This is a genomic window from Nonomuraea sp. bgisy101, assembly GCF_057708945.1.
This window is the reverse complement of sequence record NZ_JBYITD010000034.1, coordinates 92,276-117,819: the sequence shown is the minus strand read 5'-3', so window position 1 is coordinate 117,819 and position 25,544 is coordinate 92,276. Positions and strand designations below refer to the sequence as shown.

Here is a 25,544-nt window from a genome sequence, read left to right as displayed (position 1 = left end):
ATCTTAACTTTACCATTTCGTCCGATTTGATGTCAAACCGGCGAACCTGGCTACAATCTCGACCACCCCGTCTCCGGGGCAACCCTCTCAACTTACCCTGCCATTGGGCGCTTGTCCAATCAACCGATTTTCCGGGTGATACGGGGGTGCGCCGTGATAGCTGGCTGCGTTGAGAAGAAGTTCCCCTCGGGGCCCGTCCGCCGTCATGCGGCGTCCGGCTCGCTCCCGGGGCACAGACGAGACTAGGTCGCGATCGCCATCCCGTCAAATCCGCGTCCGGGCTTATTGATCTCTGCCCGTATCCTCCATTAGGTGACAGCCACAATCGCCGCACCTGACAGCCCCCCGCGCGCCCTCCCTCGCCCCCTCCCCCGCACCCCTCCATGGGCCGCCGTCACAGCGGGCATCGTGGCCTGCGCCGTCGCACTGAGCGGATCGGGCGCCGCCACGCTCAACGGCGACGAGCTGGCCACGCTCAGCGCGGCCGGGCGGGACATCCCCGGGCTGTGGGAGCTCGCCCAGCACATCGACGGCCACTTCCTGCCGTACTACCTGTTCATGCACTTCTGGACCAAGCTCGGCAGCTCCGAGCTCTGGCTCCGCCTCCCCTCGGCACTCGCCATCGGCGTGACCGCCGCCTTCCTGGTCTCGCTCGGCCGCCGCCTGCACGGTCTGACCGCGGGCCTCACCGCCGCCGCGCTGTTCGCCGTGCTCCCGTCGGTCTCCTACTACGGCGCCTTCGCCCGGTCCTACGCCTTCGCCGCCGCGGCCGTCACGATCTCCGTCTGGTGTCTGCATCGCGCGACCCGGTACCCGCATCACGCGAGCCCGTTCCCTGAGCGCGCGAGCACCCTGGAACGTGCCAGTTCCCTCGATCGTGCGCGATGGGTCCAGTACGCCCTGTCCGTGGCGTTCGTCGGTTGCACGCACCTGTTCGCCGTCCTCGTCCTCCCCGCACACCTCGCGCTCCTGCGACGGGGCACCGCCGTGAAGACGGTCCTCGCCATGGGCGCGGGCTTCGTCCCCGCGGCCGTGCTCGGGCTCATCGGGTACGGCGAGCGCCACGCGATCAGCTGGATCCCACAGCGCGGCCCCGAGGTCCTGCTCAAGTTCCCCAAGATGGCGGCGGGCGCGAGCGAGATCGGCCTGCTGCTGTTCGCGGTCGCTCTGGCCGGGGCCGTGCTCATGGCCAGGCGGGACAGGTGGTGGGGTGCGGCGCTCGCCGGTTGGCTGGTGCTCCCGCCGGTCCTGCTGCTGGCGGTCTCCCACCTGGTGACACCTGCCTACGTCGACCGCTACCTCTTCGTCACCGCTCCGGCGCTCGCGCTGCTGGCGGCGATCGCGGTGGCCGAGCTGCCCAGGTTCGCCGTCCCTGCCGCCGTGGCGCTCACGCTCGCCGCGGGCGCGCTGGCCGTACCGCAGCATCTGGAGATCCGCGAGTCCAACGGCCGCTTCGAGGACGTCCCGTGGGCGATCCGCCGGATGAGGCTCGAGCCAGGCGACGCGATCGTGTACGGCCAGAGCTCCCTGCGCGCCGGCTTCGACTACTACGCGAAGGCCGTCATGCCCGACGACGTCCTGCGCGAGGGCGCCGCGCCGGCGCCCGACGGCTTCGGCTACCCCGAGAAGGAGGACGTCGCCGCCGCGCTCAACGGCCGCGACAGGCTGTGGCTGGTGTGGCGGGGCGCGAAGAACGAGGACCTGCCCGCGATCGAGAAGGTACGGCAGGCGGGCTTCGGCCGCGTTCAGGCCTGGCACTCGGCCGACATCCCCGGCCTTACCGTCGCCCTGTACAGCAGGGCCCCGGAGTCCGCTGACGGCTAGGCCCGGGAACGCAGAAGGGCGGGCCTCCGCTGAGGAAGGCCCGCCCGTCAAGCGGCGGGTCAGCCGACGACGACGCCGCCGATCGACTTCTTGCCGCGACGCAGCACCAGGAACCGGCCCTGCAGCAGGTCGTCCAAGGTGGGCGCGAAGGCCTCATCCGTGATCTTCACGTTATTGAGGTACGCGCCGCCCTCCTTGATGGCGCGCCTGGCGGCCGACTTCGACTCCACGAGGCCGCTTTCGGCCATCAGGTCCGCCAGCGAGGCGCCGAGCGCGTCGACCTTGGCCAGCGGCACCTCGGCCAGCGCGGACTCGAGCGTCGAGGCGGCCAGCTCCTCCAGCGAGCCCTGCCCGAACAGCGCCTTCGACGCCGCGACCACGGCCGCCAGCTCGTCGGCCCCGTGCACCATGGTGGTGAGGTCCTCGGCCAGCGCCCGCTGCGCCTCGCGGGCGAACGGCCGCTCGGCCACCGCCTTCTCCAGTTCCTCGATCTCCTCCCGCGAGCGGAAGGTGAACACCTTGAGGAAGCGCACCACGTCGCGGTCGTCGGCGTTGAGCCAGTACTGGTAGAACGCGTACGGCGAGGTCAGCGCGGAGTCCAGCCAGACGGCGCCGCCGGCGGTCTTGCCGAACTTGGTGCCGTCGGCCTTGGTGATCAGCTTGCCGGTGAGCGCGTGCACGTGGCCGCCCTCGACGCGGCGGATCAGGTCGACGCCCGCGGTGATGTTGCCCCACTGGTCGCTGCCGCCCAGCTGCAGCGTGCAGCCGTGCCGTCTGAACAGCTCCAGGTAGTCGTTGGCCTGAAGGATCTGGTAGCTGAACTCGGTGTAGCTGAGCCCGTCACCGCCCAGCCGCGCCGCCACGGACTCGCGGGCGAGCATGCGGTTGACGGGGAAGTGCTTGCCGACGTCGCGCAGGAAGTCGATCGCCGACAGCTCGGAGGTCCAGTCGAGGTTGCTGACCAGCGTCGCCGCCGTCGGCCCCGCCTCGAAGGAGAGGAACTTCTCCACCTGGACGCGGATGCGGCGAACCCACTCCGCCACGACCTCTGAGGTGTTCAGCGCCCGCTCGGTGCTGCGCCCACTGGGGTCGCCGATGAGGCCGGTGGCCCCGCCGACCAGCCCGATCGGCTTGTGCCCCGCCCGCTGGAACCTGGTCAGGATGAGCAGCGTGGCCAGGTTGCCGACGTGCAGGGAGGGCGCGGTGGGGTCGAAGCCCGCATAGACCGTGATCGGACCCTCGGACAGCGCCTTGCGCAGCGCGTCGATGTCGGTGGTCTGCGCGAGCACGTCGCGCCATTCGAGCTCATCGAGGATGTCGGTCACGGCTTTCCCAAGGTTGAGGTTGACTGGCTACAGCCTGCCCGATAGGCGGGCATCCTCGCCACTTGGATACGCTCGGTGTCCATGTGGAGGGTCCGTCGCGAGCTGGCCGTTTTCAAGATCCTAGGGGCTCTGGCGTGTGCGGGGCTCGGCGTCTACTGGTATCTGGCCGGTGACGTGCGCGGCGTGATCCTGGCCGTGCCGGGGGCCCTGCTGGTGGGCGCGATGGGCGTCAGGGACGTGCTCGCCCCCGTACGGCTGGCCGCCGACGAGAGCGGCATCACCGTCGTGCACGGGTTCATGGGCAGGCGCCATGTCCCGTGGGAGCAGATCGAGGACGTGCGGGTCGACGTGCGCAGGCGGTTCGGCCTGCGCAGCGAGCTGCTCGAGATCGACACGGGTGACCATCTTCACCTGCTGAGCGGCTACGAGCTCGGCGGCGCGTCCTGCACGGAGGTGGCCGCGTTGTTGCGCCGCCGCGGGGTGTGAGCGCGGTACGGCGAGACGGTCGGGTCGCCGGCGATCCAGAACCGCCACGGGGTGTCGGCGCCGGTGGAGATCCCGGTCCTCGGCCCTGAGGCGACCTGCGGGACCGGATCGCCCGCCATGACGTTTCCCACCATGTCGAGGCCGTTGTCGGGGCGGCCGATGCCGAGCGCGACGGCCAGCCTGGCCGGTCCACGTGCCAGGTCGCGATCCTTGGCGCCCGGTCTGCGGGCACGTGCCTCGGAAAGGCCCGAAACGATCTCGCCGGCGCGCAGCAGCACCGCCGAGCCGTGTCCCTCGGGCAGGCACACGAGGTTGGCGCAGTAGTGCATGCCGTACGTGAAGTAGACGTAGAGGTGTCCCGGCGGGCCGAACATGACCGCGTTGCGCGGGGTGCGGCCGCGGTAGGTGTGGGACGCGGGGTCCTCCCCCGGCAGGCCGTACGCCTCGACCTCGGTCAGCCTGACGGCGACGTCGCCGTGGACGAGGACGCGCCCGAGCAGCTCGGGCGCGACCTCGTCGGCGGGCCTGTCGAAGAAGTCCCTCGTCAGAAGTTCGACGCCCATGCCGCCTGCACGTCGACGGTCTCGCGCAGGGCGGCGAGCTGGTCGCGGACCCTGTCGGGCGCGGTGCCGCCGTGCGCCTTGCGCGCGGCCAGCGCGCCGGGCACGTTGAGGACGTCGCGGACGTCCGGCGTCAGGTGCTGGGACACCTTGGCCAGGTCCTCGTCGCTCACGTCGCCCAGGTCGACGTCGTTGACCTGGCAGTAGACGACCAGGTGGCCGACGGCCTCGTGCGCGTCGCGGAAGGCCACGCCCTTGCGGACCAGCAGCTCGGCGAGGTCGGTGGCCAGGGCGAAGCCGTCGGAGGCCGTCGCCGACATGCGGGCGGTGTTGACGCGCATGGTGGAGACCAGCCCCGCCACCGCGGGCAGCACGAGGAGCAGGGTGTCGACGGTGTCGAAGACGGGCTCCTTGTCCTCTTGCAGGTCGCGGTTGTAGGTGAGCGGCAGGCCCTTGAGCACGGTCAGCAGCGACATGAGGTTGCCGATGAGCCGTCCCGACTTGCCGCGGGCGAGCTCGGCCACGTCGGGGTTCTTCTTCTGCGGCATGATCGACGAGCCGGTCGAGTAGGCGTCGTCCATCTCGATCCAGCGGAACTCCTGCGAGGCCCACAGGACGATCTCCTCGCCCAGCCGTGACAGGTGCACGCCGATCATCGCGGCGTCGAACAGGAACTCGGCGGCGAAGTCGCGGTCGGCGACGGCGTCCATCGAGTTCGGCGCGGCGGCGTCGAAGCCGAGCTCGGCGGCGACGACGACGGGGTCGAGCGGCAGCGAGGAGCCGGCGAGCGCGCCGGAGCCCAGCGGCGAGACGGCGGCCCGCCTGTCCCAGTCGATCAGGCGGTCGATGTCGCGCGCGAAGGCGTGCACGTGCGCCAGCAGCTGGTGGCCGAACGACACCGGCTGCGCGTGCTGCAGGTGCGTCATGCCGGGGGCCGCCGTGTCGGCGTGGGTCTCTGCCTGGGCCATGAGCGCCGTCTCCAGCTCCACCAGCCTGGAGACGATGGTGCGCGCGTGGTCGCGGAGGTACAGGCGCAGGTCCGTGGCGATCTGGTCGTTACGGCTGCGCCCGGCGCGCAGCTTGCCGCCGAGGGAGCCGAGCCGTTCCAGCAGCCCGCGTTCCAGCGCGGTGTGCACGTCCTCGTCGGCGACCGTCGGCCGGAACTCGCCGTTCTTGCAGGCGCGCTCCAGATCGTCGAGCGCGCCGATCATGCGCTCGAGCTCTTCGTCCGTCAGCAGGCCCGCCCGATGCAGCACGCGGGCGTGCGCCCGCGAGGCCATCAGGTCGTACGGCACCAGCCGCCAGTCGAAGTGCACGCTCACCGACAGCCGAGCCAGCGCGTCGGCAGGGCCCGACTCGAAGCGCCCGCCCCACAGCCTCATCGGCTTGCCATCACTCACCGTCATACCCTCCGTCTTTTCCGCGAAGTCCCCCGCGATCCTAGCCATGCTTGACGTCACGGGCTGCAGCGATCTTGGACGGCAGGCTCCACAGCTGGACGAATCCCTTGGCGAGCGACTGGTCGAAGGTGTCGCCGGTATCGTAGGTGGCCAGCGAGAAGTCGTACAGCGACTGCTCGGAGCGCCTGCCGGTGACGACGGCGCGGCCGGCGTGCAGGGGCATCCTGATGTCGCCGCTGACATACTTCTGCGCGTCGGCGATGAGCGTGTCGAGGGCGTTCTTCAGGGGCGAGAACCACAGGCCGTCGTAGACGAGTTCGCTCCAGCGCTGGTCCACGCCGCGCTTGAAGCGCGCCAGGTCGCGTTCGACGGTGACGTTCTCCAGCTCCATGTGCGCGGTGATCAGCGCGATCGCGCCGGGCGCCTCGTAGACCTCGCGCGACTTGATGCCGACGAGCCGGTCCTCGACCATGTCGATCCTGCCGACGCCCTGGGCGCCCGCGCGCCTGTTCAGCTCGTCGATGACCTGGAACGGCGTGAGCGCGCGGCCGTCGAGGGCCACGGGGACGCCGTGCTCGAAGGTGATGACGACCTCGTCGGCCTCGCGCGGCTGGGCGGGGTCGGAGGTGTAGGCGTAGATGTCCTCGGTCGGACCGTTCCAGATGTCCTCGAGGTAGCCGGTCTCGATGGCCCTGCCCCACAGGTTCTGGTCGATCGAGTAGGGGTTCTTCTTCGTGGTCTCGATCGGCAGGCCCTTGTCCTCGGCGAAGGCGATGGCCTTGTCGCGGGTCCAGGCGAAGTCGCGGGCGGGGGCGACGACCTTGAGGTCGGGGGCGAGCGCGGCCAGCCCCGCCTCGAAACGGACCTGGTCGTTGCCCTTGCCGGTGCAGCCGTGGGAGACCGTGGTGCCGCCGAACTGCTTGGCCGCGGAGACCAGGTGCTTGACGATCAGCGGCCGCGACAGCGACGACAGCAGCGGGTAGCGGTCCATGTAGAGGGCGTTGGCCTGCAGCGCGGGTACGCAGAAGTCGGCCGCGAACTCGTCTTTGGCGTCGATGACGACGGACTCGACCGCGCCGCAGTCGATGGCGCGCTTCTGGATGACGTCCATGTCCTCGCCGCCCTGGCCGAGGTCGACGGCGACGGCGATAACCTCGGCGTCCATCTTCTCGGCGAGGAAGGGGATGGCGACGGAGGTGTCAAGGCCCCCTGAGAAGGCTAGGACGACTCTCTCGGACATGATCATGATCCTTTGCGGTTGGCGATGTTGAGCAGGGCGTCGGCGACCGACTGCCCGCCCTGCGGATCGCGGCTGATGACGAGGATGGTGTCGTCTCCCGCCACGGTGCCGAGGATGGACTCCCAGTCGGCGTGGTCGATGGCGGAGGCGAGGAACTGGGCGGCGCCGGGCGGTGTCCTGACGATGACCAGGTTGGCCGAGGCCTCGGCAGAGACGAGGAGCTCTTCGGCGATGCGGTTGAGCCTGGCCGCGGGCGACTCCCCGGTGCCGAGGCGGGCCAGCGGGATGCGGCCGCCGCCCTCGCCGGGCAGCGCGTAGACCAGCGAGCCGTCCTCGGCACGCAGCTTGAGCGCGCCGAGCTCGTCCAGGTCGCGGGAGAGCGTGGCCTGGGTGACCTCGACCCCGCTCTCGGCCAGCAGCTTGGCCAGCTCGGGCTGGGAGCGCACGGCCTGGCGCTGCAGCAGGTCGGTGATCTTCGCCTGCCTGGCGACCTTGGTCATGGGAATGGTCATCGGGCCTCCTTCGTCGGCCCGAACGTACTGTGTTCGCCTGTGCTCTCGCCGCGCCCGGTCACCAGCCAGTGCAGGAGTGCCTTCTGCGCGTGGCGGCGGTTCTCCGCCTGGTCCCACACCACGCTGCTCGGCCCTTCGAGGACCTCGGCGCTGATCTCGTAGCCGCGGTAGGCGGGCAGGCAGTGCAGCACGATCGCCTCGGGCGCCGCGTGCGCCATCAGCGCGGAGTTCACCTGGTACGGCATGAGCGCGGCCACGCGCTCCTCCTTGCCGTCCTGTCCCATGGACACCCAGGTGTCGGTGGCCACGGCGTCCGCGCCGTGGGCGGCGACGACCGGGTCCTGGTGGACGACGACGGAGCCGCCCGTCCGTTCCGCGATCGCCGCGGCCCTGGTGAGGATCTCGGGATCGGGCTGGAAGCCGAGGGGGGCGCCGATCCGCACGTGCATGCCCGCGGTCGCGCCGCCGAGCAGGTAGGAGTGGGCCATGTTGTTGGCGCCGTCGCCGAAGTAGGCGAGGGTCAGTCCCGCCGTCCTGCCGAAGCTCTCCCTGACGGTCTGCAGGTCGGCGAGGATCTGGCAGGGGTGGTACTCGTCGGTCAGCGCGTTCACCACGGGAACGTTCGAGGCCGAGGCCATGGCGACGATGCGCTCCTGGCCGCCGGTCCGCCACACGATGGCGGCGACCTGGCGCTCCAGCACCTTGGCGGTGTCCTCGATCGGTTCGCCGCGGCCCATCTGGGAGGTGCCGCCGTCGATGATCATGGGTAGGCCGCCCAGCTCGCCGATGCCGACGGCGAAGGAGATGCGGGTCCTGGTGGACGGCTTGTCGAACAGGACGGCGACGGTCTTGGGGCCCTCGAAGGGCCGGTAGCCGTACGGGTCCTTCTTCATCGCGGCGGCCAGGTCGAGGACCTCGGCCTGCTCATCGGGCGACAGATCGTCGTCCTTGAGGAAGTGCCTGACGTGCGCAGGGTCCGCGGCGTGCCTAACCATGCGAGGCCTCCGTGAGGATCGAGGGAAGGGCGGCCACGAGCGACCGGATCTCCTCGGCCGTCACGACCAGCGGAGGGGCGAGCCGTACCGCGTCGGGTTGCAGGGCGTTGACCAGGAAGCCGGCGTTCTGCGCGGCCTGCTGCACCTTGGCGGAGACGGGCTCGTTGAGCACCAGGGCGAGCCACAGGCCGCGGCCGCGCACGCCCTTCAGCAGCGGGTGCCGCACGCCCTCCAGCCCCGACCACAGCAGCTCGGCGGCCCGGTTGACGTGGTCGAGGTCGACGTTGTCCAGGACGGCGAGCGCGGCGGCGCACGAGACGGGGTTGCCGCCGAACGTCGAGCCGTGATCGCCCTTCTCGAACAGCGTGCCGGCGAAGCCGAAGCCGACGCAGGCGCCGATCGGCAGCCCGCCGCCGAGGCCCTTGGCCAGGGTCAGGATGTCGGGGACGACGCCGTCGGCCTGGTGCGCGAACCAGTGTCCCGTCCTGCCGATGGCCGACTGGATCTCGTCGGCGACCAGCAGCGCTCCGGCCGAGGTGCAGATCTCCCTCGCGGCCTTGAAGTAGCCGTCCGGTGGCGGCACGACGCCCGCCTCGCCCTGCGTGGGCTCCAGGAAGACGGCGACGCACTCCTCGGTGACGGCCTGGGCGAGGGCGTCGGCGTCGCCGTACGGCACGAAGCGGACCTCGACGGGGAACGGGCCGAACTGGTCGCGGATCGCCTTCTTGCCGGTCAGCGAGAGGGCGCCGATGGTGCGGCCGTGGAAGCCGTTCTCGGTGGCGACGAAGTAGGAGCGGCCGGTGGCCCTGCCGTACTTGAGCGACAGCTTGTAGGCGGCCTCGTTCGCCTCGGTGCCGGAGTTGGCGAAGAAGACCTTGGCGGGCTCTTTCAGCAGCTCGAGCAGCTTCTCCGCGAGCAGCACCTCGGGCTCGTGCAGGAACAGGTTGCTGGTGTGGGCGATGGTGGCCACCTGCTTGGAGACCGCTTCCACCAGCGCGGGGTGGGCGTGGCCGAGCGAGTCGACCGCGATGCCGCCGATGAAGTCCAGGTACGGCCTGCCGTCCAGGTCCCACACCGTGCTGCCCTCGCCTCGGGCCAGAGCCAGCGGCGGGACGCCGTAGTTCGGCATGAAGGCGTTCTCGAACCTCTCATACAGGTTCATCAGGGCATCACCATGGTTCCGATTCCGTGGTCGGTGAAGATCTCGAGCAGCAGGGAGTGCGGCACGCGGCCGTCGAGGACGTGCGCCTGGGGCACGCCGCCGCGTACGGCGGTCAGGCACGCCTCCATCTTGGGCACCATGCCGCTGGACAGCGTGGGCAGCATCTCGGCCAGCTCGTCCGCCTTGAGCTGGTCGATCACGTCGGTGTCGTCGGGCCAGTTGGCGTACAGGCCCTCGACGTCGGTGAGGACGATCAGCTTCTGCGCCTGGAGCGCGACGGCGAGCGCTGCGGCCGCGGTGTCGGCGTTGACGTTGTAGACCTGGCCGTCCTCTCCGCGGGCGACGCTGGAGACGACGGGGATGCGGCCGTTGTCGAGCATGGCCCGGACGGCGCCGGGGTCGACCCTGACGATCTCGCCGACCTGGCCGATGTCGACAGCCTCGCCGTCGACGATGGCGTGCTTGCGCTCGGCGGTGAACAGGTGGGCGTCCTCGCCCGACATGCCGACCGCGAAGGGGCCGTGGTGGTTGATCAGGCCGACGACGTCGCGGTTGACCTGGCCGACCAGGACCATCCTGACGACCTGCATGGCCTCGGGGGTGGTGACCCGAAGTCCGGCGGTGAACGTCGACTCGATGCCGAGCCGGTCGAGCTGGGCGTTGATCTGCGGCCCTCCGCCGTGCACGACGACAGGCTTGAGCCCGGCGTAACGCAGGAAGACGACGTCCTCGGCGAAGCCCTCCTTGAGGGCCTCCTCGGTCATGGCGTTGCCGCCGTACTTGATGACGACGGTGGCGCCGCTGAACCTGGCCAGCCACGGCAGCGCCTCGATCAGCGTGCTCGCCTTGGCGAGCGCTCCGTTGGCTCTCATGAGCTGTACGCCGAGTTCTCGTGCACGTACGCGGCGGTCAGGTCCGTGGTGTGGATGGTCGCCGAGTGCGGGCCCGCCGACAGGTCGACGGTGATGGTGACATCGCGCGGGCGCATGTCCACCTTGGCGCGATCGTCGCCGACGGCGCCGCCCCTGCAGATCCAGATGCCGTTGATGGCGACGTTGATCCGGTCGGGCTCGAAGACCGCGTCGGTGGTGCCGACCGCCGACAGCACGCGGCCCCAGTTCGGGTCCTCGCCGTGGATGGCGCACTTGAGCAGGTTCGAGCGGGAGACCGTGCGGCCGACCTTGACCGCGTCGTCCTCGCTGGCGGCGCCGACGACCTCGATGGCGATCGCCTTGGAGGCGCCCTCGGCGTCGACCAGCAACTGCCGTGCCAGGTCGGCGCAGACCTCGGTGATCTTCTTCTCGAACTCGCCGAGGTCGGGGGTGACGCCGGAGGCGCCGCTGGCCAGCAGCAGGACGGTGTCGTTGGTCGACATGCAGCCGTCGGCGTCGAGCCGGTCGAAGGTCTTCGACGTGGCCTTGCGCAACACCGCGTCGAGCTGTTCCGAGGTGAGGTCGGCATCCGTGGTGATCACGCAGAGCATGGTCGCCAGCGCGGGGGCGAGCATGCCTGCGCCCTTGGCCATGCCGCCGACCATGTAGCCGCCGTCGCCGCGCTTGAAGGAGATCTTCGAGACGGTGTCGGTGGTGCGGATGGCGTCGGCGGCGGCCAGTCCGCCGTCGCGCGAGAGCTGCGTAGCGGCGCTGTCGACGCCCGCCAGCAGCGTCTCCATGGGGAGCCGCTCGCCGATCAGGCCGGTGGAGCACACCGCGATCTCGCCCGCGGAGTCGGCGAGCACGCCGGCGACCTTCTCGGCCGTGGCATGGGTGTCCTGGAAGCCCTCGGGTCCCGTACAGGCGTTGGCGCCGCCGGAGTTGAGGACGACCGCGCGCACCCTGCCGCCTGCCAGGACCTGCTGCGACCACAGGACAGGGGCGGCCTTCACGCGGTTGGCGGTGAAGACGCCCGCCGCGGCGCGGCTGGGCCCCTCGTTGACGACGAGGGCCAGGTCGCGGTGTCCGCTGGCTTTGATGCCTGCGGCGATGCCCGCGGCCTTGAAACCGAGGGGCGCTGTGACGCTCATGCGTCCTCCTTCGTCGGACGCATGAGCGTCAACGCACAGTGTCTGATGGTTCCCTCGCTACGCTCGCTCACGGGGCGACTCCGTTCTGGGGAAGACCGAGCTCTTCGGGTAGGCCGAGGGCGAGGTTGACGCTCTGGATCGCGCCTCCCGCCGTGCCCTTGGTGAGGTTGTCGATGGCGATGACGGCGACCACGCGGCCGGCCCGCTCGTCGAGCGTGACCTGCAGGGCGGCGGTGTTGGCGCCGTAGGTCATCGCGGTGGCGGGCCAGGTGCCCTCGGGCAGCAGCGTGACGAACGGCTCGTCCTTCAACGCGCTCTCGTACGCCTCGCGGAGCGCGGCCCTGGTGAGGCCGGGGGCGGCGGGAGCCGTACAGGTGGCGAGGATGCCGCGGCTCATGGGTGCCAGCATCGGGGTGAAGGCGACGGTGACAGGGACGCCCGCGACGGCCGACAGGCTCTGCTCCATCTCGGGGGTGTGGCGGTGGACGCCGCCGACGCCGTACGCGCTGACCGAGCCCATGACCTCGCTGCCGAGCAGGTTCGGTTTGAGCGCCTTGCCCGCGCCGCTGGTGCCGGTGGCGGCCACCACGACCACGTCGGGCTCGGCGACGCCCGCGCCGAAGGCGGGGAACAGGGCGAGCGTGACGGCCGTCGGGTAGCAGCCGGGTACGGCGATGCGCCGCGCGGCCTTGAGGAGGTCGCGCTGTCCGGGAAGCTCGGGCAGGCCGTAGGGCCAGGTGCCGGCGTGGTCTCCGCCGTAGAATTCGGCCCACGCGGCGGGGTCGGCGAGCCGGTGGTCGGCGCCGCAGTCGACGACCACGGTGTCGTCGTCGAGCTGGGCGGCGATCGCGGCGGACTGGCCGTGCGGGAGCGCGAGGAAGACCACGTCGTGCCCGGCGAGGATCTCGGGCGTGGTCTCCTGGATGACGCGGCCGGCCAGCTGGGGCAGGTGCGGCTGGTGAGCGCCGAGCGGACTGCCGGCGCTCGTCGCCGCGGTCAGCGCGCCTATTTCCAGCTCGGGGTGCATGAGCAGCAGGCGCGCGAGCTCACCCCCGGCGTAGCCGCTGGCTCCGGCGATCGCCACACGCTGCATATCCATTCACCCTTACTCATGTTTTTGCTTAGAAAGATTATGCATGTGAGCCGATGGGCATGCAAGCGAGCCGGGCCAGAGTGTCCACATGCCGAGATCGGACCAAACGGCTATTTAGTGCATAACCACTCACAGTTGCGGATCTAGCGCGACGTACCTACCGGTCGGTACTGTGAAACCTCCGGTTAACAGACCCTGCGGGAGTTCTTGCCCATGAGCATCACGCACGCCCAGGTCCAGGCCCAGCTCACGGCTGCCGGCCAGCTGTTCGAAACCGAAGAGCTCGGCTCCGGGATCCGCACGTGGAAGCACGCACCGGGACACTTCCGCACCCTGCTCGAGAACAGCCGCTTCCAGGGCGAGAAGGTCTTCCTCGTCTACGAGGACGAGCGCATCACCTACGAGGAGCACTACCGGCGGGCGGCGACGCTGGCGCGCAGGCTCGTCGACGACTACGGCGTCGCCAAGGGCGACAGGGTCGCCATCGCCATGCGCAACTACCCCGAATGGGTCGTCTCCTTCTCCGCCGTGCTGGCGGCGGGGGCGATCGCCGTACCACTGAACGCCTGGTGGACCGCGCAGGAGCTCGCCTACGGGGTCTCCGACTCCGGAGCCAAGGTGCTGATCGCCGACGGCGAGCGGGCCGAGCGCCTCGCGGACACGGGCGTGCCGATGATCGTCACCAGGGGCGCGGGCCGCGGGCGGCCGTGGGACGAGGTCATGGGCGAGGTCAGGGCGGACGTGACACTCCCCGAGGTGGAGCTGTCACCGGAGGATCCCGCGACGATCTTCTACACCTCCGGCACGACGGGACTGCCCAAGGGCGCACTCGGCAGCCACCGCAACCTCGGCCAGGCGCCGATGACCGTCGCCTACTCGCTCGTCAGGGCGGTCGTCCTGGCGGGCAAGGACCCGTCGGGCGTGTCCGGGGAGCGGCGGGTCACGCTGCTGACAGTGCCGCTGTTCCACGTGACCGGGTGCTTCGCCGCCCTCATGGGCACCATGTTCACCGGCGGCGGGCTCGTGCTCATGTACAAGTGGGACCCCGAGCTGGCGCTCCGGCTCATCGAACGCGAGCAGATCACCGGCATGACCGGTGTGCCCACCAACGCTTGGCAGCTGCTGTCGCACCCCGACGTGGGCAAGTACGACCTGTCCTCGCTCAGCGGCATCTCGTACGGCGGCGCCCCCGCCCCGCCCAAGCTCATGGAGCGCATCACCGCCGAGCTGCCGGGCCGCGCGCCCAGCAACGGGTACGGCATGACGGAGACGACGGCGCTGGCCATCAACAACTCCGGCGCCGACTACGCGCGCAGGCCGGACAGCATCGGGCTGCCGTCGGCGGTCGTGGACGTCCGTGTCTCCGACCCCACAGGGGCGCCGGTGCCCGTGGGCGAGATCGGCGAGCTGTGCCTGAGGGGGCCCAACGTCATCCTCGGGTACTGGAACAAGCCCGCGGCCACGGCCGAGACGTTCGTCGACGGATGGCTGCACACGGGCGACCTGGCGCGGGTGGACGACGAGGGATTCGTGTACATCGTCGACAGAGCCAAGGACATGGTGATCCGCGGGGGCGAGAACGTCTACTGCGCGGAGGTGGAGGCGGCGCTGTTCGAGCACCCGTCCGTGGACGACGTGGCGGTGATCGGGGTGCCGCACGACGAGCTCGGCGAGCAGGTCGGGGCGGTGGTCCGGCTGTCGGGACCCGCCACCGCCGAAGAGCTGACCACGTTCCTGAAGGAGCGCATAGCGGGGTTCAAGGTGCCCTCCCACTACTGGTTCAGGGAGGCCGAGCTGCCCAGGAACCCGGGCGGGAAGATCCTCAAGACGCGGCTGCGCCAGGAGGTCCTCGCCCTCTGACGCCGCATGACGTCGCGCCGCGCCCCCTTCGGCCGGGGCGCGGCCGATTTTCTTTCTCTTTCCGCAGGTCAGCGCCCCGCAGGGCGGCGCCGTTACCTCGCGCGTAATCGCGGGCTTGATGTCACCGATGACACGGTTGCACCACCGGAACGAAACACCTCCGAAGGAGCACCCGATGACCACCATCCCCGTCACCGCCGACCGGACCAGGTTCCTGCGCATGGCCCTGGCCGCGGACGCCGTCGTCACCGGTGGCAACGGCCTGATCTACCTGCTCGCCGCCGCTCCCGTCAGCGGCCTCCTCGGCCCGGACGCGGGGATCCTGCGCGAGATCGGCGTCTTCCTCCTCGTGTACGGCGCGGCCGTCGGATTCCTCGCCGGCAGGGCGAACATCAGCAGGGCCGCCGCCCAGGTGGTGATCGCCCTGAACATCGTCTGGACCCTCGGCAGCGTCGCCGCCGTCGCCACCGGCCTCATGGAGTTCACCACCATCGGCGCGATCTGGGCGATCGCCCAGGCCCTCGTGGTCGGCGCCTTCGCCGAGCTGCAGATCATGGGCCTGCGCAAGGCCGCCCGCTGACTCCCCGGCCACACACCGACCTGACCGACCATCCTGAACATCACTCGAAAGGGCGAACCATCATGACGATCGTCGAGCGCTACCTGGCCGCGTGGAACGAGACCGACGCCGAGGCCCGCGCCAAGGCCGTCGCCGAAGTCTGGACCGAGGACGCCACCTACACCGACCCGCTGGCCGACGTGGCGGGACATGATGGCATCGCCGCGGTGATCGCCGGAGCCCAGGAGATGTTCCCCGGCCTGGTCTTCACCCCCGGCGAGCTGCACGACGCCCACCACGACCTGGTCCGCTTCACCTGGCACCTCGGCCCCGCCGGCGGCGAGGCGCTGGCCGTCGGGTTCGACGTGGTGAAGCTGGCCGAGGACGGCAGGATCCGCCAGGTGCTCGGCTTCCTGGACAAGGTGCCCGGCTGACTCTCCCCCACCGCAGGCCCCCTGGATACCAGGGGGCCTGCTTCATGCCATGGCGAAAACCCTTTGCGCCGGCAGGCGGACCCGAAACAGAATGAACTCTCGTGTCCGATCGACTCAGGCGCCTGCTCGCTCACTTCACCATCGACCTGGGCCCGCTGCGCGACTCGCGCGACTACCGGCTGCTGATGGCCTCAGGCGTCATCACCATGTTCGGCACGTTCATCACGATGGTCGCGGTGCCGTACCAGATGAAGGAGCTGACCGGCTCCTACGTCGCGGTCGGCCTGGTGAGCCTGGCGGAGTTCGTGCCCATGGTGATCTGCGGGCTGTGGGGCGGGGCGATCGCCGACGCGCTCGACCGGCGCAAGGTCATCCTGCTGGGCGAGGTCGGGCTGATGGTCACCTCGGCGCTGCTGATGGTCAACGCGATGCTGCCCGACCCCCAGATCTGGGTGCTGTACCTGGTCGGCGCCCTGTCGACCGGCCTGGCCAGCCTGCAGCGGCCGAGCCTGGAGGCGCTGATCCCGCAGGTCGTCAGGCACGAACAGCTCGGGTCGGCGGCGGTGCTGGCCAGCCTGCGCTGGAACGTCGGCGCCATCACCGCGCCCGCGCTCGGCGGCCTGCTGGTGACCACGTTCAGCGTGGCCACCGCCTACGCGGTCGACACGGTCTCCTTCGTGCTCTCCCTGCTGCTGCTGTGGCGGATCAGGGCCGTGCCGCCGAAGGAGAACGCCGCCCCCGCGTCGCTGCGCTCGATGGTGGAGGGCGTCCGCTACGCGGTGAGCAGGCGCGACCTGATGGGCACCTACCTGGTCGACATCGCCGCGATGGTGTTCGCCATGTCGACGGCGCTGTTCCCGTTCATCGTCGACCACTACGGCGCGCCGCAGGCGCTCGGCCTGCTGTATTCGGCCGGAGCGGTCGGCTCGCTCGTCGCCTCGCTCACGGGGGCCTGGGCGGCGCGCGTGCAGCGGCAGGGTCTCGGGGTGATCCTGGCGGCCGCGCTGTGGGGAGCCGCGATCGCGCTCGCGGCGGTGATCCCCAACATCTGGGCGATCTTCTTCTGCCTCGCGCTGGCCGGCGCGGCCGACATGATCAGCGGCATCTTCCGGATGACCATGTGGAACCAGACCATCCCGGAAGAACTACGCGGCCGCCTGGCAGGCATCGAGTTGCTCTCCTACGCCAGCGGCCCGATGCTCGGCAACGCGCGGGCGGGGCTGATGGCGCAGGCGGGCGGCGCCAGGTTCTCGATGGGCGTGGGCGGGCTGCTGTGCGTGGGCTCGGTGGCGCTGCTGGCGTGGCTGCTGCCGTCCTTCCGTTCCTACGACGCCAGGACCAGCGAGCACGCCCTGGCCGAGAAGGCCCGCAGGGCGAGCGCCCCCGCGGAGGCGTGAGGCTAGGCGGGCCTGCCCTCGGCCTTGCCGAACACGCGCAGCGCCTCGGCGTCGGAGTGGACGCCTGTGACGTAGTCGGCCACCCAACCCTCGGCGTCGGCGAACCCGCTCTCCGCGACGATCCGGTCCGCCGCCGCCCGGGCGTCGAAAAGTGTGCGACGCAGCGTGACCGCGCCGCTGCCCGCGTCGAGCAGCGCCCAGTGGGCGCCCACCGTGCCGTACGGCATGCCGACCGAGCCCGGGTTGACCACCAGCCTGCGGTCGACGAGCCTGACGAACGGCATGTGCGTGTTGCCGAGCACGACCGTGTCGGCCGTGACACCGTCGAGCACCTCGGCCCACCGCTCGAGCGTGCTGTCGACCAGGATCATTTCGTCGTCGCGCCGCGGCGTGGCGTGCACGAACAACGTCGTGCCGAGCGCGCCCAGCTCCAGCTCCAGCCCCGCGGGCAGGCCCGCCAGCAGCTTCACCTGGTCCTCGCGCAGCCGCTCCCCCGCCCACTGCGAGATCGGGTACGCGCTGGGACTGCCGTGCGCCACCTCCACCAGCTCACGGTCGGCGTTGCCGTTCACCCACAGCGCCCGCTCCCCCAGCGAGACCAGCAGGTCGAGCGTCTCGACCGGCTGCGGCCCCGCCGCCATGTCGCCGGTGAGCACGAGCCGGTCGGCCGCCGCGACGTCGGGCTCGGCCAGGACGGCCTCCAACGCGGGCAGCACGCCATGGATGTCGGAGAGGACGGCGATGCGCATGCCTTCACGCTGCCGGAGCGGGCTGGGCCCCTCAAGGTCTTTCACCCGAGGCGCAACGGTCAGCCGCTCTCGCGCCAGCCGTCCCGCTCCTCCACCAGCGCGTCGACCTGGGGCAGATGCTCTCCGTCGAGCCCTTCGAGCACGACGAGCCACTGCGCGTCCTCGGCGTCGTCCTCGCCCGCGAGCGTCTCCCTGACCACGGCGGGCACGCCGAGCCCTGGAAACCACTCCGACAGCGTCTCGGCCACCTCTTCGGCGTCGTCCCGCTCGGCGAACACCAGCAACTGCCTCATGGACGAAAAGCCTAGAGGTCGGCCCCGCTTCCTCGTTCGCCAGGCCGGAGCGGCGTAGATTGCTACCGTAGACGTATGACGGCCGAAGCGGTGATCCCGGAGATGAAGCCTCCCTCGCTGCCCGACTGGGTCTTTCCTCCGCCGGAAGGGTTCGTCGCGGAGGACCTCGATCACATTCCGGAATTGCCCGCGCACACTGAGTTGATTGACGGAAGCTTGGTGTTCGTGAGCCCACAGCGCGACTTCCATACGTCGATCATGTACGTCCTTCAGAAGGGTCTGCTCGAAAGCGTCCCCACAGGGCACAGGGTGCGTAGGGAGATGGGCGTCAAACTGGGCCCCAGCCAGCGGCCGGAGCCTGACATGCTGGTTCTCGGGCCGGAGACCCCGATCGAGCGGGGCACCACCTTCTTCGAGGCCAGGCACGTCCTTCTGGTCGCCGAAGTCGTGTCGCCCGACTCGGCGGTGCGCGACCGCAGACGCAAGCCACAGCTCTACGCGGAAGCGGGCATCAAGCACTTCTGGCGCGTCGAGAACGACGCCGACCGCATCGTCGTCTACGTCTACGAGCTCGATCCCGCCACGGCCGCCTACGCGCTCACCGGCATCCACCACGACAGGCTGAAGCTCACCGTGCCGTTCGACCTCGACATCGACCTCACCGAGATCGACCGGCTCTGACCGGGGCCCGACGACACGACGCCGGGCATGACGAAGGGGCCCGAGGTGATCCTCGGGCCCCTTCGTCGTGTCCGGGCCTACGCCCCGCGCAGCTGGGCGCCGACGCGGTCGGCGGCCATCGCGACGGCCGCGTCGCGGGCGGCGGTGGTCTCCTCCACCGTCAGCGTGCGGTCGGCGGCGCGGAAGCGCAGCGTGTAGGCCAGCGACTTGTTGCCCTCGCCCACCTGCGCCCCGGTGTAGACGTCGAACAGCCGCACCGCCTCCAGCAGCTCGCCCGCACCGTCACGCAGCGCCGCCTCGACGTCCGCGACGGGAGTCCAGTCGGGGACGATCAGCGCGACGTCCTGGGTGGCGACCGGGTAGGAGGAGACGGGAGGCGTCTCGACCGGGCCCGGCATGGCCTGCTCCAGGCGGGTCAGCTCCAGCTCCATCGCGCTGGTGCGCGGCGGCAGGCCGTACGCCTCGACCACCCTGGGGTGGAGCTCGCCCGCGTGGCCGACGAGCACATCGCCCACGTAGAGGGCGGCGCACCTGCCGGGATGCCACGGCTCGTGCTGGTCGGCGACCACGGTGACGTCCACGCGCGCCTCCCCGGCCACCAGCCGGGCCGCCTGGACGGCATCGGCCCACGTGGCCTGGCGGCCCTTGCCCCACCAGCCGGAGCGCTCGAACTCGCCCGCCAGGACGACGGCGACCCGCTGCGGCTGCCTGGGCAGCGCTGCCTCGATCGACTGGAGCTCCTCGGGCGAGGGGCGGTGGTCGACGCCGAGCACGGGCGCCTTGGCGGGCGCGCCCTCGACGGGCCGGTAGACCAGGCCCGTCTCGAAGAGCGCCACGTCGCCGAAGCCGCGGCCCACGTTGCGTACCAGCGTCTTGAGCAGGCCAGGCAGCAGAGTGGTGCGCAGCAGCGGCTCGTCCTCCGACAGCGGGTTGGCCAGCCGCACGGCTCGGCGGCGCTCGTCGCCGTCCGGCAACTGAAGGTGGTCGAGGTCGCGCTCGCCGATGAACGGGTAGGCGAGCACCTCGACGTAGCCCGCGCCGGCCAGCGCGCGGCCGACCCGCCTGCGCAGGCGCTGCGCCTCGGTCAGCCCCGCTCCCGCGGGCGCCTTGGGCAGGATCGAGGGCAGGTCGGCGTAACCCTCGAGCCGGATGACCTCTTCGGCCAGGTCGTTGGGGTCGGTGAGGTCGGGACGCCACGACGGCGGCGTCACGGTGATCATGTCGTCGCCCGTCACCGCCAGCAGCCCGTCGGTGTCGCCGCCCGACACCACGCCCGTGGCGTCGACTCCGCCGCGCTGCGGCGCGGGGTCGGCGCCCGCCACGACCTCGCAGCCCACCTGCTCCAGGCGGGTGACGACCGTCTCACGCGAGTACGGCACGCCGGCCACGTCGCCGGGGTGCGAGGTCGGAATCGCGATCCGCACCCGCGACACCTCGGTCTGGGCATGCGTCACGCCGGGAACCTCGGTGGCCCCGCCGAGCGAGGTCAGCAGCTGCACCGCCCGCCACGAGGCGACCAGCGGCAGCTCGCGGTCGACGCCGCGCTCGAAGCGCTTGGACGCCTCCGACACCAGGTTGTGCCTGCGGGACATGCGGGCAGTGCCGGTGGCGGAGAAGTGGGCCGCCTCGATCACGATGTCGGTCGAGGCGTCGGAGATCTCGGTGCGCAGGCCGCCCATGGTGCCGGCCATCGAGATCGCGCCCGATCCGTCGGTGATCAGGATGTCGTCGGTCTCGAGCTTGCGGACGACGTGGTCGAGGGTCTCCAGCGTCTCGCCCTGTGCCGCGCGCCGTACGACGATCTCGCCGGTCAGCTTCGAGCGGTCGAAGGCGTGCAGCGGCTGGCCGAGCTCCAGCATCACGTAGTTGGTGACGTCGACGGCCAGCGACACCGGTCGCATGCCCGCCCTGGTGAGCCTGGTCCGCATCCACAGCGGGCTGGGCGCCGACGGGTCGAAGTCGCGCACCTCGCGCAGCACGAACCTGTCGCACGCGGTCGGGTCGCCGATCGAGGCGGGGTAGGACGCCTCGGTGTCGGCGGGCAGCTCGACGGCCGCGGGGTCGTGGAAGGCCACGCCGAAGGCGACGGCGGCCTCGCGCGCCACGCCCCTGATCGACAGGGAGTAGCCGATGTCGGGGGTGATCTCCAGCTCGAGCACGTCGTCGCGCAGGCCGAGCAGCTCCACCACGTCGGTGCCGATCGGGGTGTCCTTGGGCAGGACCATGATGCCGTCGTGGTCGTCGCCCAGGCCGAGCTCACGCTCGGAGCAGATCATGCCCTCGGACAGCCGCCCGTAGGTCTTGCGCGCGCCGACCTCGAAACCACCCGGCAGCACGCCGCCGGGCAGCACGACGGGCACGCGGTCGCCGGCCACGAAGTTGCTGGCGCCGCAGACGATCTGGCGCGGCTCTGCCTCGCCGACCTCGACCATGCAGTGGCGGATCGGCTTCTTGAAGCCGGTCAGCTCCTCGACGGTGAGCACCTCGCCGACGACGACGTTCTTCACGTCGTGGCCGTGGGAGGTGATGCTCTCGAGCTTGAGGCCTGCGGCGGTGAGCTTGTCCGCCACCTCGTGCGCGGTGACGGCGGGGAGGTCGACGTGCTCCCGCAGCCAGGAAAGCGGGACCTTCATCAGATCTCCATTCCGAACGGGAGGGTGAAGCGGACGTCGCCCTCGACCATGTCACGCATGTCTTCGGCGTTGTGGCGGAACATCAGCGTCCGCTCGATGCCCATGCCGAAGGCGAAGCCGGAGTACTTGCGCGGGTCGACGCCGCAGGCGACGAGCACGCGCGGGTTGACCATGCCGCAGCCGCCCCACTCGATCCAGCCCTCGGACTTGCAGGTGCGGCACGGCGGGTTGCCCGGGACGGCCGAGGCGCCCCTGCACACGAAGCACTTCAGGTCCATCTCGGCCGAAGGCTCGGTGAAGGGGAAGTAGTTGGGCCTGAACCTGGTCGTGATGCCCTCGCCGAACATGACCTCGGCGAACCTGTCGAGCGTGCCCTTCAGGTGGGCCATCGTCAGGCCCTCGTCGATCGCCAGGCCCTCGACCTGGTGGAAGACGGGCGTGTGGGTGGCGTCGAGCTCGTCGGTGCGGAACACCTTGCCAGGCGAGACGACGTACACCGGCACGCCCCGCTGCAGCAGCGCCCTGATCTGCACCGGCGAGGTCTGGGTGCGCAGCACCTTGCCCGAGTCGGTGGACTCCACGAAGAACGTGTCGTGGTCGGAGCGGGCGGGGTGGTCCGTCGCGATGTTGAGCGCGTCGAAGTTGAACCACTCGCCTTCGAGCTCGGGACCCTCGGCGACCTCGTAGCCCATCGCGACGAAGGTGTCGGCGATGCGCTCCTGCATGGTCGTGAGCGGGTGGCGGGCGCCCCTCGGGGCGCGGTCCCACGGCAGCGTGACGTCGACGGTCTCCTCGACCAGGACGCGGGCGTCGCGCTCGGCCTCCAGCTCGGCCTGGCGCGCGGCGAGGGCCTCGTTGATCGCCTTGCGGGCGCCGCCGATGCGCTTGCCCGCCTCGGCGCGGGCCGCGGGCGGCAGGGCGCCGATCTCGCGGTTGGCCAGCGCGATCGGCGAGCGGTCTCCGGCGTGCGCGAGGCGCACCTGCTTGAGTTCGTCGAGGTCGCCCGCCGCCTTGATCGCGGCGACGGCGTCGGCCTCCGTGCGCGCCAACTCGTCGGCGTGCAGAGGGGTGACCTCGACGGGGTCGTAGTCAGACAAGAGAGAGCTCCGTATCCAGGGCTTGAGCGGACCCGAGTCTAGTCGGATCGGCAGGAAGGGTCGTGCGCGGCGACACCTGCCTGTGGAAAACGGGAGGCCGCGCGCCGCGCCTGTGGAAAGCCCGTCGGGGTCCTTGCTCGCCGTACGTCAGGCGAAGTCGGGGGTCCCGGCGGGCATGGTAAATCGGAACTCAGCCCCGCCCTCGGGCGCCCGCTGCACGGTGATCGTGCCGCCGTGGGCCTCGACCAGGCCCTTCACGATGAACAGGCCAAGACCCGTGCCGCCGCGCCTGCGGCTGTTGCCTCGCCAGAACTGCCTGAACACGCGCGGAGCCAGCTCGGGCGCGACGCCCTCGCCCTGGTCTCGCACGGACACGGCAACTCCCCAGCCGACGGATTCGATGTCGATCGTGACGGTGCCCCTACCGTGGCGCACCGCGTTCTCCACCAGGTTACCGAGAATCTGGTCGATCTTGTCGCCGTCGAGCCACATCTCGGGCAGCTCGTCGGCGACCGACAGCCTGAAGCGGCTCTCCGGCTCCCCCGCGGCCACCCTGCCTGCGATGATCTTGCGGGCTCGGGCGGGGATGTCGACGACGGCCCGGTGGATCTCCAGCCGCCCCGACTCGATCCTGGAGACGTCGAGCAGCTCGGTGATCAGCCTGGTGACCCTGTCGGCGTCGTTGTTGACCGTCTCCAGCATCACGAGCTTCTGCTCTTCGGTGAAGCGCGACCACTTGGCCAGCAGCGTCGCGGTGAACCCCTTGACGCTGGTGAGCGGGGAACGCAGCTCGTGGGCGACGGTGGAGACCAGGTCGGCTCGGCTGCGTTCCAGCCTGGCCCTCGCGCCGCCGTCCCTCAGCGTGATCGTGACGCGCGTGACGTCGCCGCCGCGCTCGGGCTCGCGCACCAGCCTGGCCGACACGTGCAGCTCCTGCCCGCCGGGCAGGTGCAGCGGCCGCTCGGGCACCCTGGTCCTGGTGCGCAGGCCGCCGTCGGGGTCGAGGCACTTCCACCACTCGCGGCCGTCGTGGTCGCGGAACGGGAACACCTCGTTGAGGTCACCGCCGACCGCGCGCTCACGGCTGACGCCGGTGAGCCTGGCCGCGGCCCTGTTGACGGCGAGGACCACGCCGAAGCGGTCGGTCACGATGAGGCCGTCGGGAAGGTCGTCGATCGGCACCGTGCACGCCGGATCGGCCGCTCGCCAACCGGTATCTTCGCCCTGCACGAACCCCGCCTCCTCGACCTACAAGGGCGACAATAGCGGGTTTCGCACGCCCGAGGGCACCCGCGCACATGCCGCGAACCCCTGTACGGCACCGGTTTTCCGCCGTTCGCCACCCACCGTGCACGACCACCGCCGAGCCGCCACCCACCGTGCACGGCAACCCCAGACACACCATTCATCGTGGACGGTCACGACCGTCCCGTGCCCACCAGAGGCGCGGCTACTCACTCCCGCAAGAAGACAGCACATCGCGTACGGCCACCGCCGCACCCGACATGCAGGCCCCCACCTGTTCGACTAGATGGCACGTCGTGTACAGCCACCGCCGCGCCCGATGCGCGGCCCTCCACTCGTTCGAGGAAACGGCACATCGCGCACGGCCACCACCCGCCCGATACGCGAGCCCCCACCCGTTCAGGAGACGACACGTCGTGTAGGACCATCGCCCGCCCGATGGGTGGGCGCCCAGCTGTCCAGCGAGGCGGCGAACAAGTTCGCCGGCGGGCCGAGATGACGAGGCAGGCACCCCCACCCGTCGGGAGCGAACCTCACCCGGCGAGCGCGACCGGTCCCGCCGGGCGGCCGTCCGCGCGCGAGGCCGTCCTGCCTGGCGGTCGCGCGTCCCGTCGGTCCGCCTGGTGGGCGCGTGTCACCCGCCCGTCCGCCGGGCGGTCGCGTGTCACCCGCCGGTCCGCCGGGTGGGCGCGTGTCACCCACCCGCCCGTCTGCCGGGCGATCATGCCCCGCGGGTCGGCCGTGCGGGGTCAGGCGTTGCGCTGGGCCCTGGCCGAGGCGTACAGGCACACCGCGGCCGCCGTCGCCAGGTTGAGGCTCTCGGCCTGCCCGTAGATCGGCACCCGCACCACGTCGTCGGTGAGCGCCAGGATCTCCTCCGGCAGCCCCCACGCCTCGTTGCCGAACACCCATGCCGTCGGGCCCGACAGGTCGACGTCGTCCAGCGTGTGCTTGCCCGCCCCGTCGGCAGCCAGCACCCGCAGCCCGCTGTCCTTCAGCCGCTGAACGGCCTGGGCGACCGGCGAGCCGATCACCACGGGCAGGTGGAACAGGCTGCCCGCGCTCGCCCTGACGCACTTGCCGTTGTAGGGGTCGACCGAGGCGTCGGTGAACACCACGGAGTCGGCGCCCGCCGCGTCGGCCGTACGCATCACGGTGCCCGCGTTTCCCGGGTCACGCACGTGCGCGAGCATCGCCACCAGCCGCGCCCGCGAGGTGACGGCCTCCTCCAGCGGGGTGTGCACGAACCGGCAGATCGCCACCAGGCCCTGAGGTGTCACCGTCTGGGCCAGTTCGGCCATCACCTCGCCGCTGGCCCGCTGGACCGGGACGCCCTTGAGCAGGGCCTCGCTGATGAGGTCGCCGTGGCGTAGCTCGGCCTCGGCGGTGGTGAACAGCTCGACGACGACGTCGTCCAGCCTGAGCGCCTCCCGCACGGCCTGGGGTCCTTCGGCGAGGAACTTGCGGTCCTGGTCCCTGAAGGCGCGCTTGGTGAGCCTGCGCGCGGCTTTCACGCGCGGCGACTTCACGTTGGTCAGTTCGGATCCCGCCATGCTCCAGTCCCCCACTCGTCGAACGCTCGTGCCCCGCACCAGCCATTGTCCAGCCCTTGCCGCCCGCCCCCGACCATGTGAAGCGACCGGAGGGGCCGCTGGCGACGATCACGCACTTCACCGGGGACACCCTGGCGGCGGGCATTCCTCCGGCAGGCCGGCGGCACATGCCTGGAGAACCATCGCCCCCGCGGGACGCGTCCCCTCCCGCCACGGGTGGTTTCGGTCTCCCGGCTGACAGCCGTTCCCGCGACCCGCTCACGCGGCGCTCGTGAGGAGCCGCCGCCTCCGGCCCGACAGGGCGCGCGTGGAACCGCCACCGCTTCCCGCGGGCCCGACTGCCCGGCGCTCATGGGGAGCCCTCCAGGCGAGCGCCCCTGTGGCCGAGGGCTCAGGGTCCTCAAGGGGACGCGCGGCGGCCCG

23 protein-coding genes are annotated in these 25,544 nt (G+C 70.9%); 7 read left to right on the top strand and 16 right to left on the bottom strand.

The genetic code is table 11. The features are described 5' to 3' along the window. Window positions 1–312: 312 nt before the first annotated feature. Window positions 313–1,824, top strand: coding sequence for a glycosyltransferase family 39 protein (locus AC3EO4_RS44255; protein WP_431901753.1), 1,512 nt, complete (start codon window positions 313–315; stop codon window positions 1,822–1,824). Between the two features lie 59 nt (window positions 1,825–1,883). Here AC3EO4_RS44255 and tyrS read toward each other — a convergent pair whose 3' ends face one another. Beyond that, window positions 1,884–3,149, bottom strand: a complete 1,266-nt coding sequence (gene tyrS, locus AC3EO4_RS44250) for a tyrosine--tRNA ligase (RefSeq protein WP_431901751.1) — start codon at window positions 3,147–3,149, stop codon at window positions 1,884–1,886. Window positions 3,150–3,230: 81 nt separating this feature from the next. Between tyrS and AC3EO4_RS44245 the strand changes: the two genes are divergently transcribed. Then, window positions 3,231–3,635, top strand: a complete 405-nt coding sequence (locus AC3EO4_RS44245) for a PH domain-containing protein (protein WP_379571548.1) — start codon at window positions 3,231–3,233, stop codon at window positions 3,633–3,635. Here AC3EO4_RS44245 and AC3EO4_RS44240 read toward each other — a convergent pair. The 9 genes from AC3EO4_RS44240 to argC all read right to left on the bottom strand — a co-directional run bounded on the left by AC3EO4_RS44240 (window position 3,572) and on the right by argC (window position 12,620). Further along, window positions 3,572–4,198, bottom strand: a complete 627-nt coding sequence (locus tag AC3EO4_RS44240) for a DNA-3-methyladenine glycosylase (RefSeq protein WP_379571550.1) — start codon at window positions 4,196–4,198, stop codon at window positions 3,572–3,574. The two genes, AC3EO4_RS44245 and AC3EO4_RS44240, sit on opposite strands and share 64 nt — an antisense overlap. Further along, complete coding sequence (argH, locus tag AC3EO4_RS44235) at window positions 4,180–5,601, bottom strand: argininosuccinate lyase (RefSeq protein WP_379571551.1); 1,422 nt, start codon at window positions 5,599–5,601, stop codon at window positions 4,180–4,182. The genes AC3EO4_RS44240 and argH overlap by 19 nt, the downstream gene beginning before the upstream one ends. A gap of 34 nt (window positions 5,602–5,635) precedes the next feature. Continuing rightward, window positions 5,636–6,835 (bottom strand): argininosuccinate synthase, encoded by a 1,200-nt coding sequence (locus tag AC3EO4_RS44230; protein WP_431901746.1) that lies wholly within the window; start codon window positions 6,833–6,835, stop codon window positions 5,636–5,638. Window positions 6,836–6,837: 2 nt separating this feature from the next. Then, window positions 6,838–7,347: an arginine repressor gene (locus AC3EO4_RS44225; RefSeq protein ID WP_379571555.1), complete on the bottom strand. Its 510-nt coding sequence runs from the start codon at window positions 7,345–7,347 to the stop codon at window positions 6,838–6,840. Next, window positions 7,344–8,342, bottom strand: a complete 999-nt coding sequence (gene argF, locus AC3EO4_RS44220; RefSeq protein ID WP_431901743.1) for an ornithine carbamoyltransferase — start codon at window positions 8,340–8,342, stop codon at window positions 7,344–7,346. The genes AC3EO4_RS44225 and argF overlap by 4 nt, the downstream gene beginning before the upstream one ends. Continuing rightward, window positions 8,335–9,504: an acetylornithine transaminase gene (locus AC3EO4_RS44215; RefSeq protein ID WP_431901741.1), complete on the bottom strand. Its 1,170-nt coding sequence runs from the start codon at window positions 9,502–9,504 to the stop codon at window positions 8,335–8,337. The genes argF and AC3EO4_RS44215 overlap by 8 nt, the downstream gene beginning before the upstream one ends. Next, complete coding sequence (gene argB, locus AC3EO4_RS44210; RefSeq protein WP_379571561.1) at window positions 9,504–10,376, bottom strand: acetylglutamate kinase; 873 nt, start codon at window positions 10,374–10,376, stop codon at window positions 9,504–9,506. Before argB ends, AC3EO4_RS44215 begins: the two co-directional genes overlap by 1 nt. Next, window positions 10,373–11,527, bottom strand: coding sequence for a bifunctional glutamate N-acetyltransferase/amino-acid acetyltransferase ArgJ (argJ, locus tag AC3EO4_RS44205; protein ID WP_379571563.1), 1,155 nt, complete (start codon window positions 11,525–11,527; stop codon window positions 10,373–10,375). Before argJ ends, argB begins: the two co-directional genes overlap by 4 nt. 67 nt (window positions 11,528–11,594) lie before the next feature. Further along, complete coding sequence (argC, locus tag AC3EO4_RS44200) at window positions 11,595–12,620, bottom strand: N-acetyl-gamma-glutamyl-phosphate reductase (RefSeq protein ID WP_431901738.1); 1,026 nt, start codon at window positions 12,618–12,620, stop codon at window positions 11,595–11,597. Window positions 12,621–12,833: 213 nt separating this feature from the next. Between argC and AC3EO4_RS44195 the strand changes: the two genes are divergently transcribed. The 4 genes from AC3EO4_RS44195 (at window position 12,834) to AC3EO4_RS44180 (ending at window position 16,870) form a co-directional block, all read left to right on the top strand. Beyond that, on the top strand, window positions 12,834–14,480 hold the full coding sequence (locus tag AC3EO4_RS44195) for a class I adenylate-forming enzyme family protein (protein ID WP_379571567.1): 1,647 nt from the start codon (window positions 12,834–12,836) through the stop codon (window positions 14,478–14,480). A 175-nt stretch (window positions 14,481–14,655) separates the two neighbouring features. Continuing rightward, window positions 14,656–15,060: a hypothetical protein gene (locus AC3EO4_RS44190; RefSeq protein ID WP_379571569.1), complete on the top strand. Its 405-nt coding sequence runs from the start codon at window positions 14,656–14,658 to the stop codon at window positions 15,058–15,060. A gap of 62 nt (window positions 15,061–15,122) precedes the next feature. Then, complete coding sequence (locus AC3EO4_RS44185; RefSeq protein WP_431901734.1) at window positions 15,123–15,473, top strand: nuclear transport factor 2 family protein; 351 nt, start codon at window positions 15,123–15,125, stop codon at window positions 15,471–15,473. A 101-nt stretch (window positions 15,474–15,574) separates the two neighbouring features. Continuing rightward, window positions 15,575–16,870: an MFS transporter gene (locus tag AC3EO4_RS44180; RefSeq protein WP_379571573.1), complete on the top strand. Its 1,296-nt coding sequence runs from the start codon at window positions 15,575–15,577 to the stop codon at window positions 16,868–16,870. A gap of 2 nt (window positions 16,871–16,872) precedes the next feature. Here AC3EO4_RS44180 and AC3EO4_RS44175 read toward each other — a convergent pair whose 3' ends face one another. Beyond that, window positions 16,873–17,619, bottom strand: coding sequence for a metallophosphoesterase family protein (locus tag AC3EO4_RS44175; protein WP_431901731.1), 747 nt, complete (start codon window positions 17,617–17,619; stop codon window positions 16,873–16,875). A gap of 59 nt (window positions 17,620–17,678) precedes the next feature. After that, window positions 17,679–17,912, bottom strand: a complete 234-nt coding sequence (locus tag AC3EO4_RS44170) for a hypothetical protein (protein ID WP_431901729.1) — start codon at window positions 17,910–17,912, stop codon at window positions 17,679–17,681. Window positions 17,913–17,987: 75 nt separating this feature from the next. On the opposite strand from AC3EO4_RS44170, the gene AC3EO4_RS44165 reads away from it, so the two are divergent. Then, window positions 17,988–18,593 (top strand): Uma2 family endonuclease, encoded by a 606-nt coding sequence (locus AC3EO4_RS44165; RefSeq protein ID WP_431901726.1) that lies wholly within the window; start codon window positions 17,988–17,990, stop codon window positions 18,591–18,593. Between the two features lie 77 nt (window positions 18,594–18,670). Here AC3EO4_RS44165 and AC3EO4_RS44160 read toward each other — a convergent pair whose 3' ends face one another. The 4 genes from AC3EO4_RS44160 to AC3EO4_RS44145 form a co-directional block, all read right to left on the bottom strand. After that, window positions 18,671–21,226, bottom strand: a complete 2,556-nt coding sequence (locus tag AC3EO4_RS44160) for a phenylalanine--tRNA ligase subunit beta (protein ID WP_431901724.1) — start codon at window positions 21,224–21,226, stop codon at window positions 18,671–18,673. Further along, window positions 21,226–22,323, bottom strand: coding sequence for a phenylalanine--tRNA ligase subunit alpha (pheS, locus tag AC3EO4_RS44155; RefSeq protein ID WP_379571581.1), 1,098 nt, complete (start codon window positions 22,321–22,323; stop codon window positions 21,226–21,228). The genes AC3EO4_RS44160 and pheS overlap by 1 nt, the downstream gene beginning before the upstream one ends. Before the next feature lie 147 nt (window positions 22,324–22,470). Then, window positions 22,471–23,553, bottom strand: coding sequence for a sensor histidine kinase (locus AC3EO4_RS44150; protein ID WP_379571583.1), 1,083 nt, complete (start codon window positions 23,551–23,553; stop codon window positions 22,471–22,473). Window positions 23,554–24,317: 764 nt separating this feature from the next. Further along, window positions 24,318–25,121 carry a TrmH family RNA methyltransferase gene (locus AC3EO4_RS44145; protein WP_379571585.1) on the bottom strand — a complete coding sequence of 268 codons (804 nt, stop codon included), beginning with the start codon at window positions 25,119–25,121 and terminating at the stop codon, window positions 24,318–24,320. Window positions 25,122–25,544 lie beyond the last annotated feature (423 nt).

Bases quoted from the DNA above. Each gene is read 5' to 3' on its own strand.
- AC3EO4_RS44245 (WP_379571548.1), top strand. From the start codon at position 3,231: ATGTGGAGGGTCCGTCGCGAGCTGGCCGTTTTCAAGATCCTAGGGGCT.
- AC3EO4_RS44170 (WP_431901729.1), bottom strand. From the start codon at position 17,912: ATGAGGCAGTTGCTGGTGTTCGCCGAGCGGGACGACGCCGAAGAGGTG.
- argB (WP_379571561.1), bottom strand. From the start codon at position 10,376: ATGAGAGCCAACGGAGCGCTCGCCAAGGCGAGCACGCTGATCGAGGCG.
- AC3EO4_RS44195 (WP_379571567.1), top strand. From the start codon at position 12,834: ATGAGCATCACGCACGCCCAGGTCCAGGCCCAGCTCACGGCTGCCGGC.
- argH (WP_379571551.1), bottom strand. From the start codon at position 5,601: ATGACGGTGAGTGATGGCAAGCCGATGAGGCTGTGGGGCGGGCGCTTC.
- AC3EO4_RS44175 (WP_431901731.1), bottom strand. From the start codon at position 17,619: ATGCGCATCGCCGTCCTCTCCGACATCCATGGCGTGCTGCCCGCGTTG.
- AC3EO4_RS44190 (WP_379571569.1), top strand. From the start codon at position 14,656: ATGACCACCATCCCCGTCACCGCCGACCGGACCAGGTTCCTGCGCATG.
- AC3EO4_RS44160 (WP_431901724.1), bottom strand. From the start codon at position 21,226: ATGAAGGTCCCGCTTTCCTGGCTGCGGGAGCACGTCGACCTCCCCGCC.
- argF (WP_431901743.1), bottom strand. From the start codon at position 8,342: ATGGTTAGGCACGCCGCGGACCCTGCGCACGTCAGGCACTTCCTCAAG.
- AC3EO4_RS44215 (WP_431901741.1), bottom strand. From the start codon at position 9,504: ATGAACCTGTATGAGAGGTTCGAGAACGCCTTCATGCCGAACTACGGC.
- AC3EO4_RS44240 (WP_379571550.1), bottom strand. From the start codon at position 4,198: ATGGGCGTCGAACTTCTGACGAGGGACTTCTTCGACAGGCCCGCCGAC.
- argC (WP_431901738.1), bottom strand. From the start codon at position 12,620: ATGCAGCGTGTGGCGATCGCCGGAGCCAGCGGCTACGCCGGGGGTGAG.
- AC3EO4_RS44185 (WP_431901734.1), top strand. From the start codon at position 15,123: ATGACGATCGTCGAGCGCTACCTGGCCGCGTGGAACGAGACCGACGCC.
- argJ (WP_379571563.1), bottom strand. From the start codon at position 11,527: ATGAGCGTCACAGCGCCCCTCGGTTTCAAGGCCGCGGGCATCGCCGCA.
- AC3EO4_RS44145 (WP_379571585.1), bottom strand. From the start codon at position 25,121: ATGGCGGGATCCGAACTGACCAACGTGAAGTCGCCGCGCGTGAAAGCC.
- AC3EO4_RS44230 (WP_431901746.1), bottom strand. From the start codon at position 6,835: ATGTCCGAGAGAGTCGTCCTAGCCTTCTCAGGGGGCCTTGACACCTCC.
- AC3EO4_RS44165 (WP_431901726.1), top strand. From the start codon at position 17,988: ATGACGGCCGAAGCGGTGATCCCGGAGATGAAGCCTCCCTCGCTGCCC.
- AC3EO4_RS44225 (WP_379571555.1), bottom strand. From the start codon at position 7,347: ATGACCATTCCCATGACCAAGGTCGCCAGGCAGGCGAAGATCACCGAC.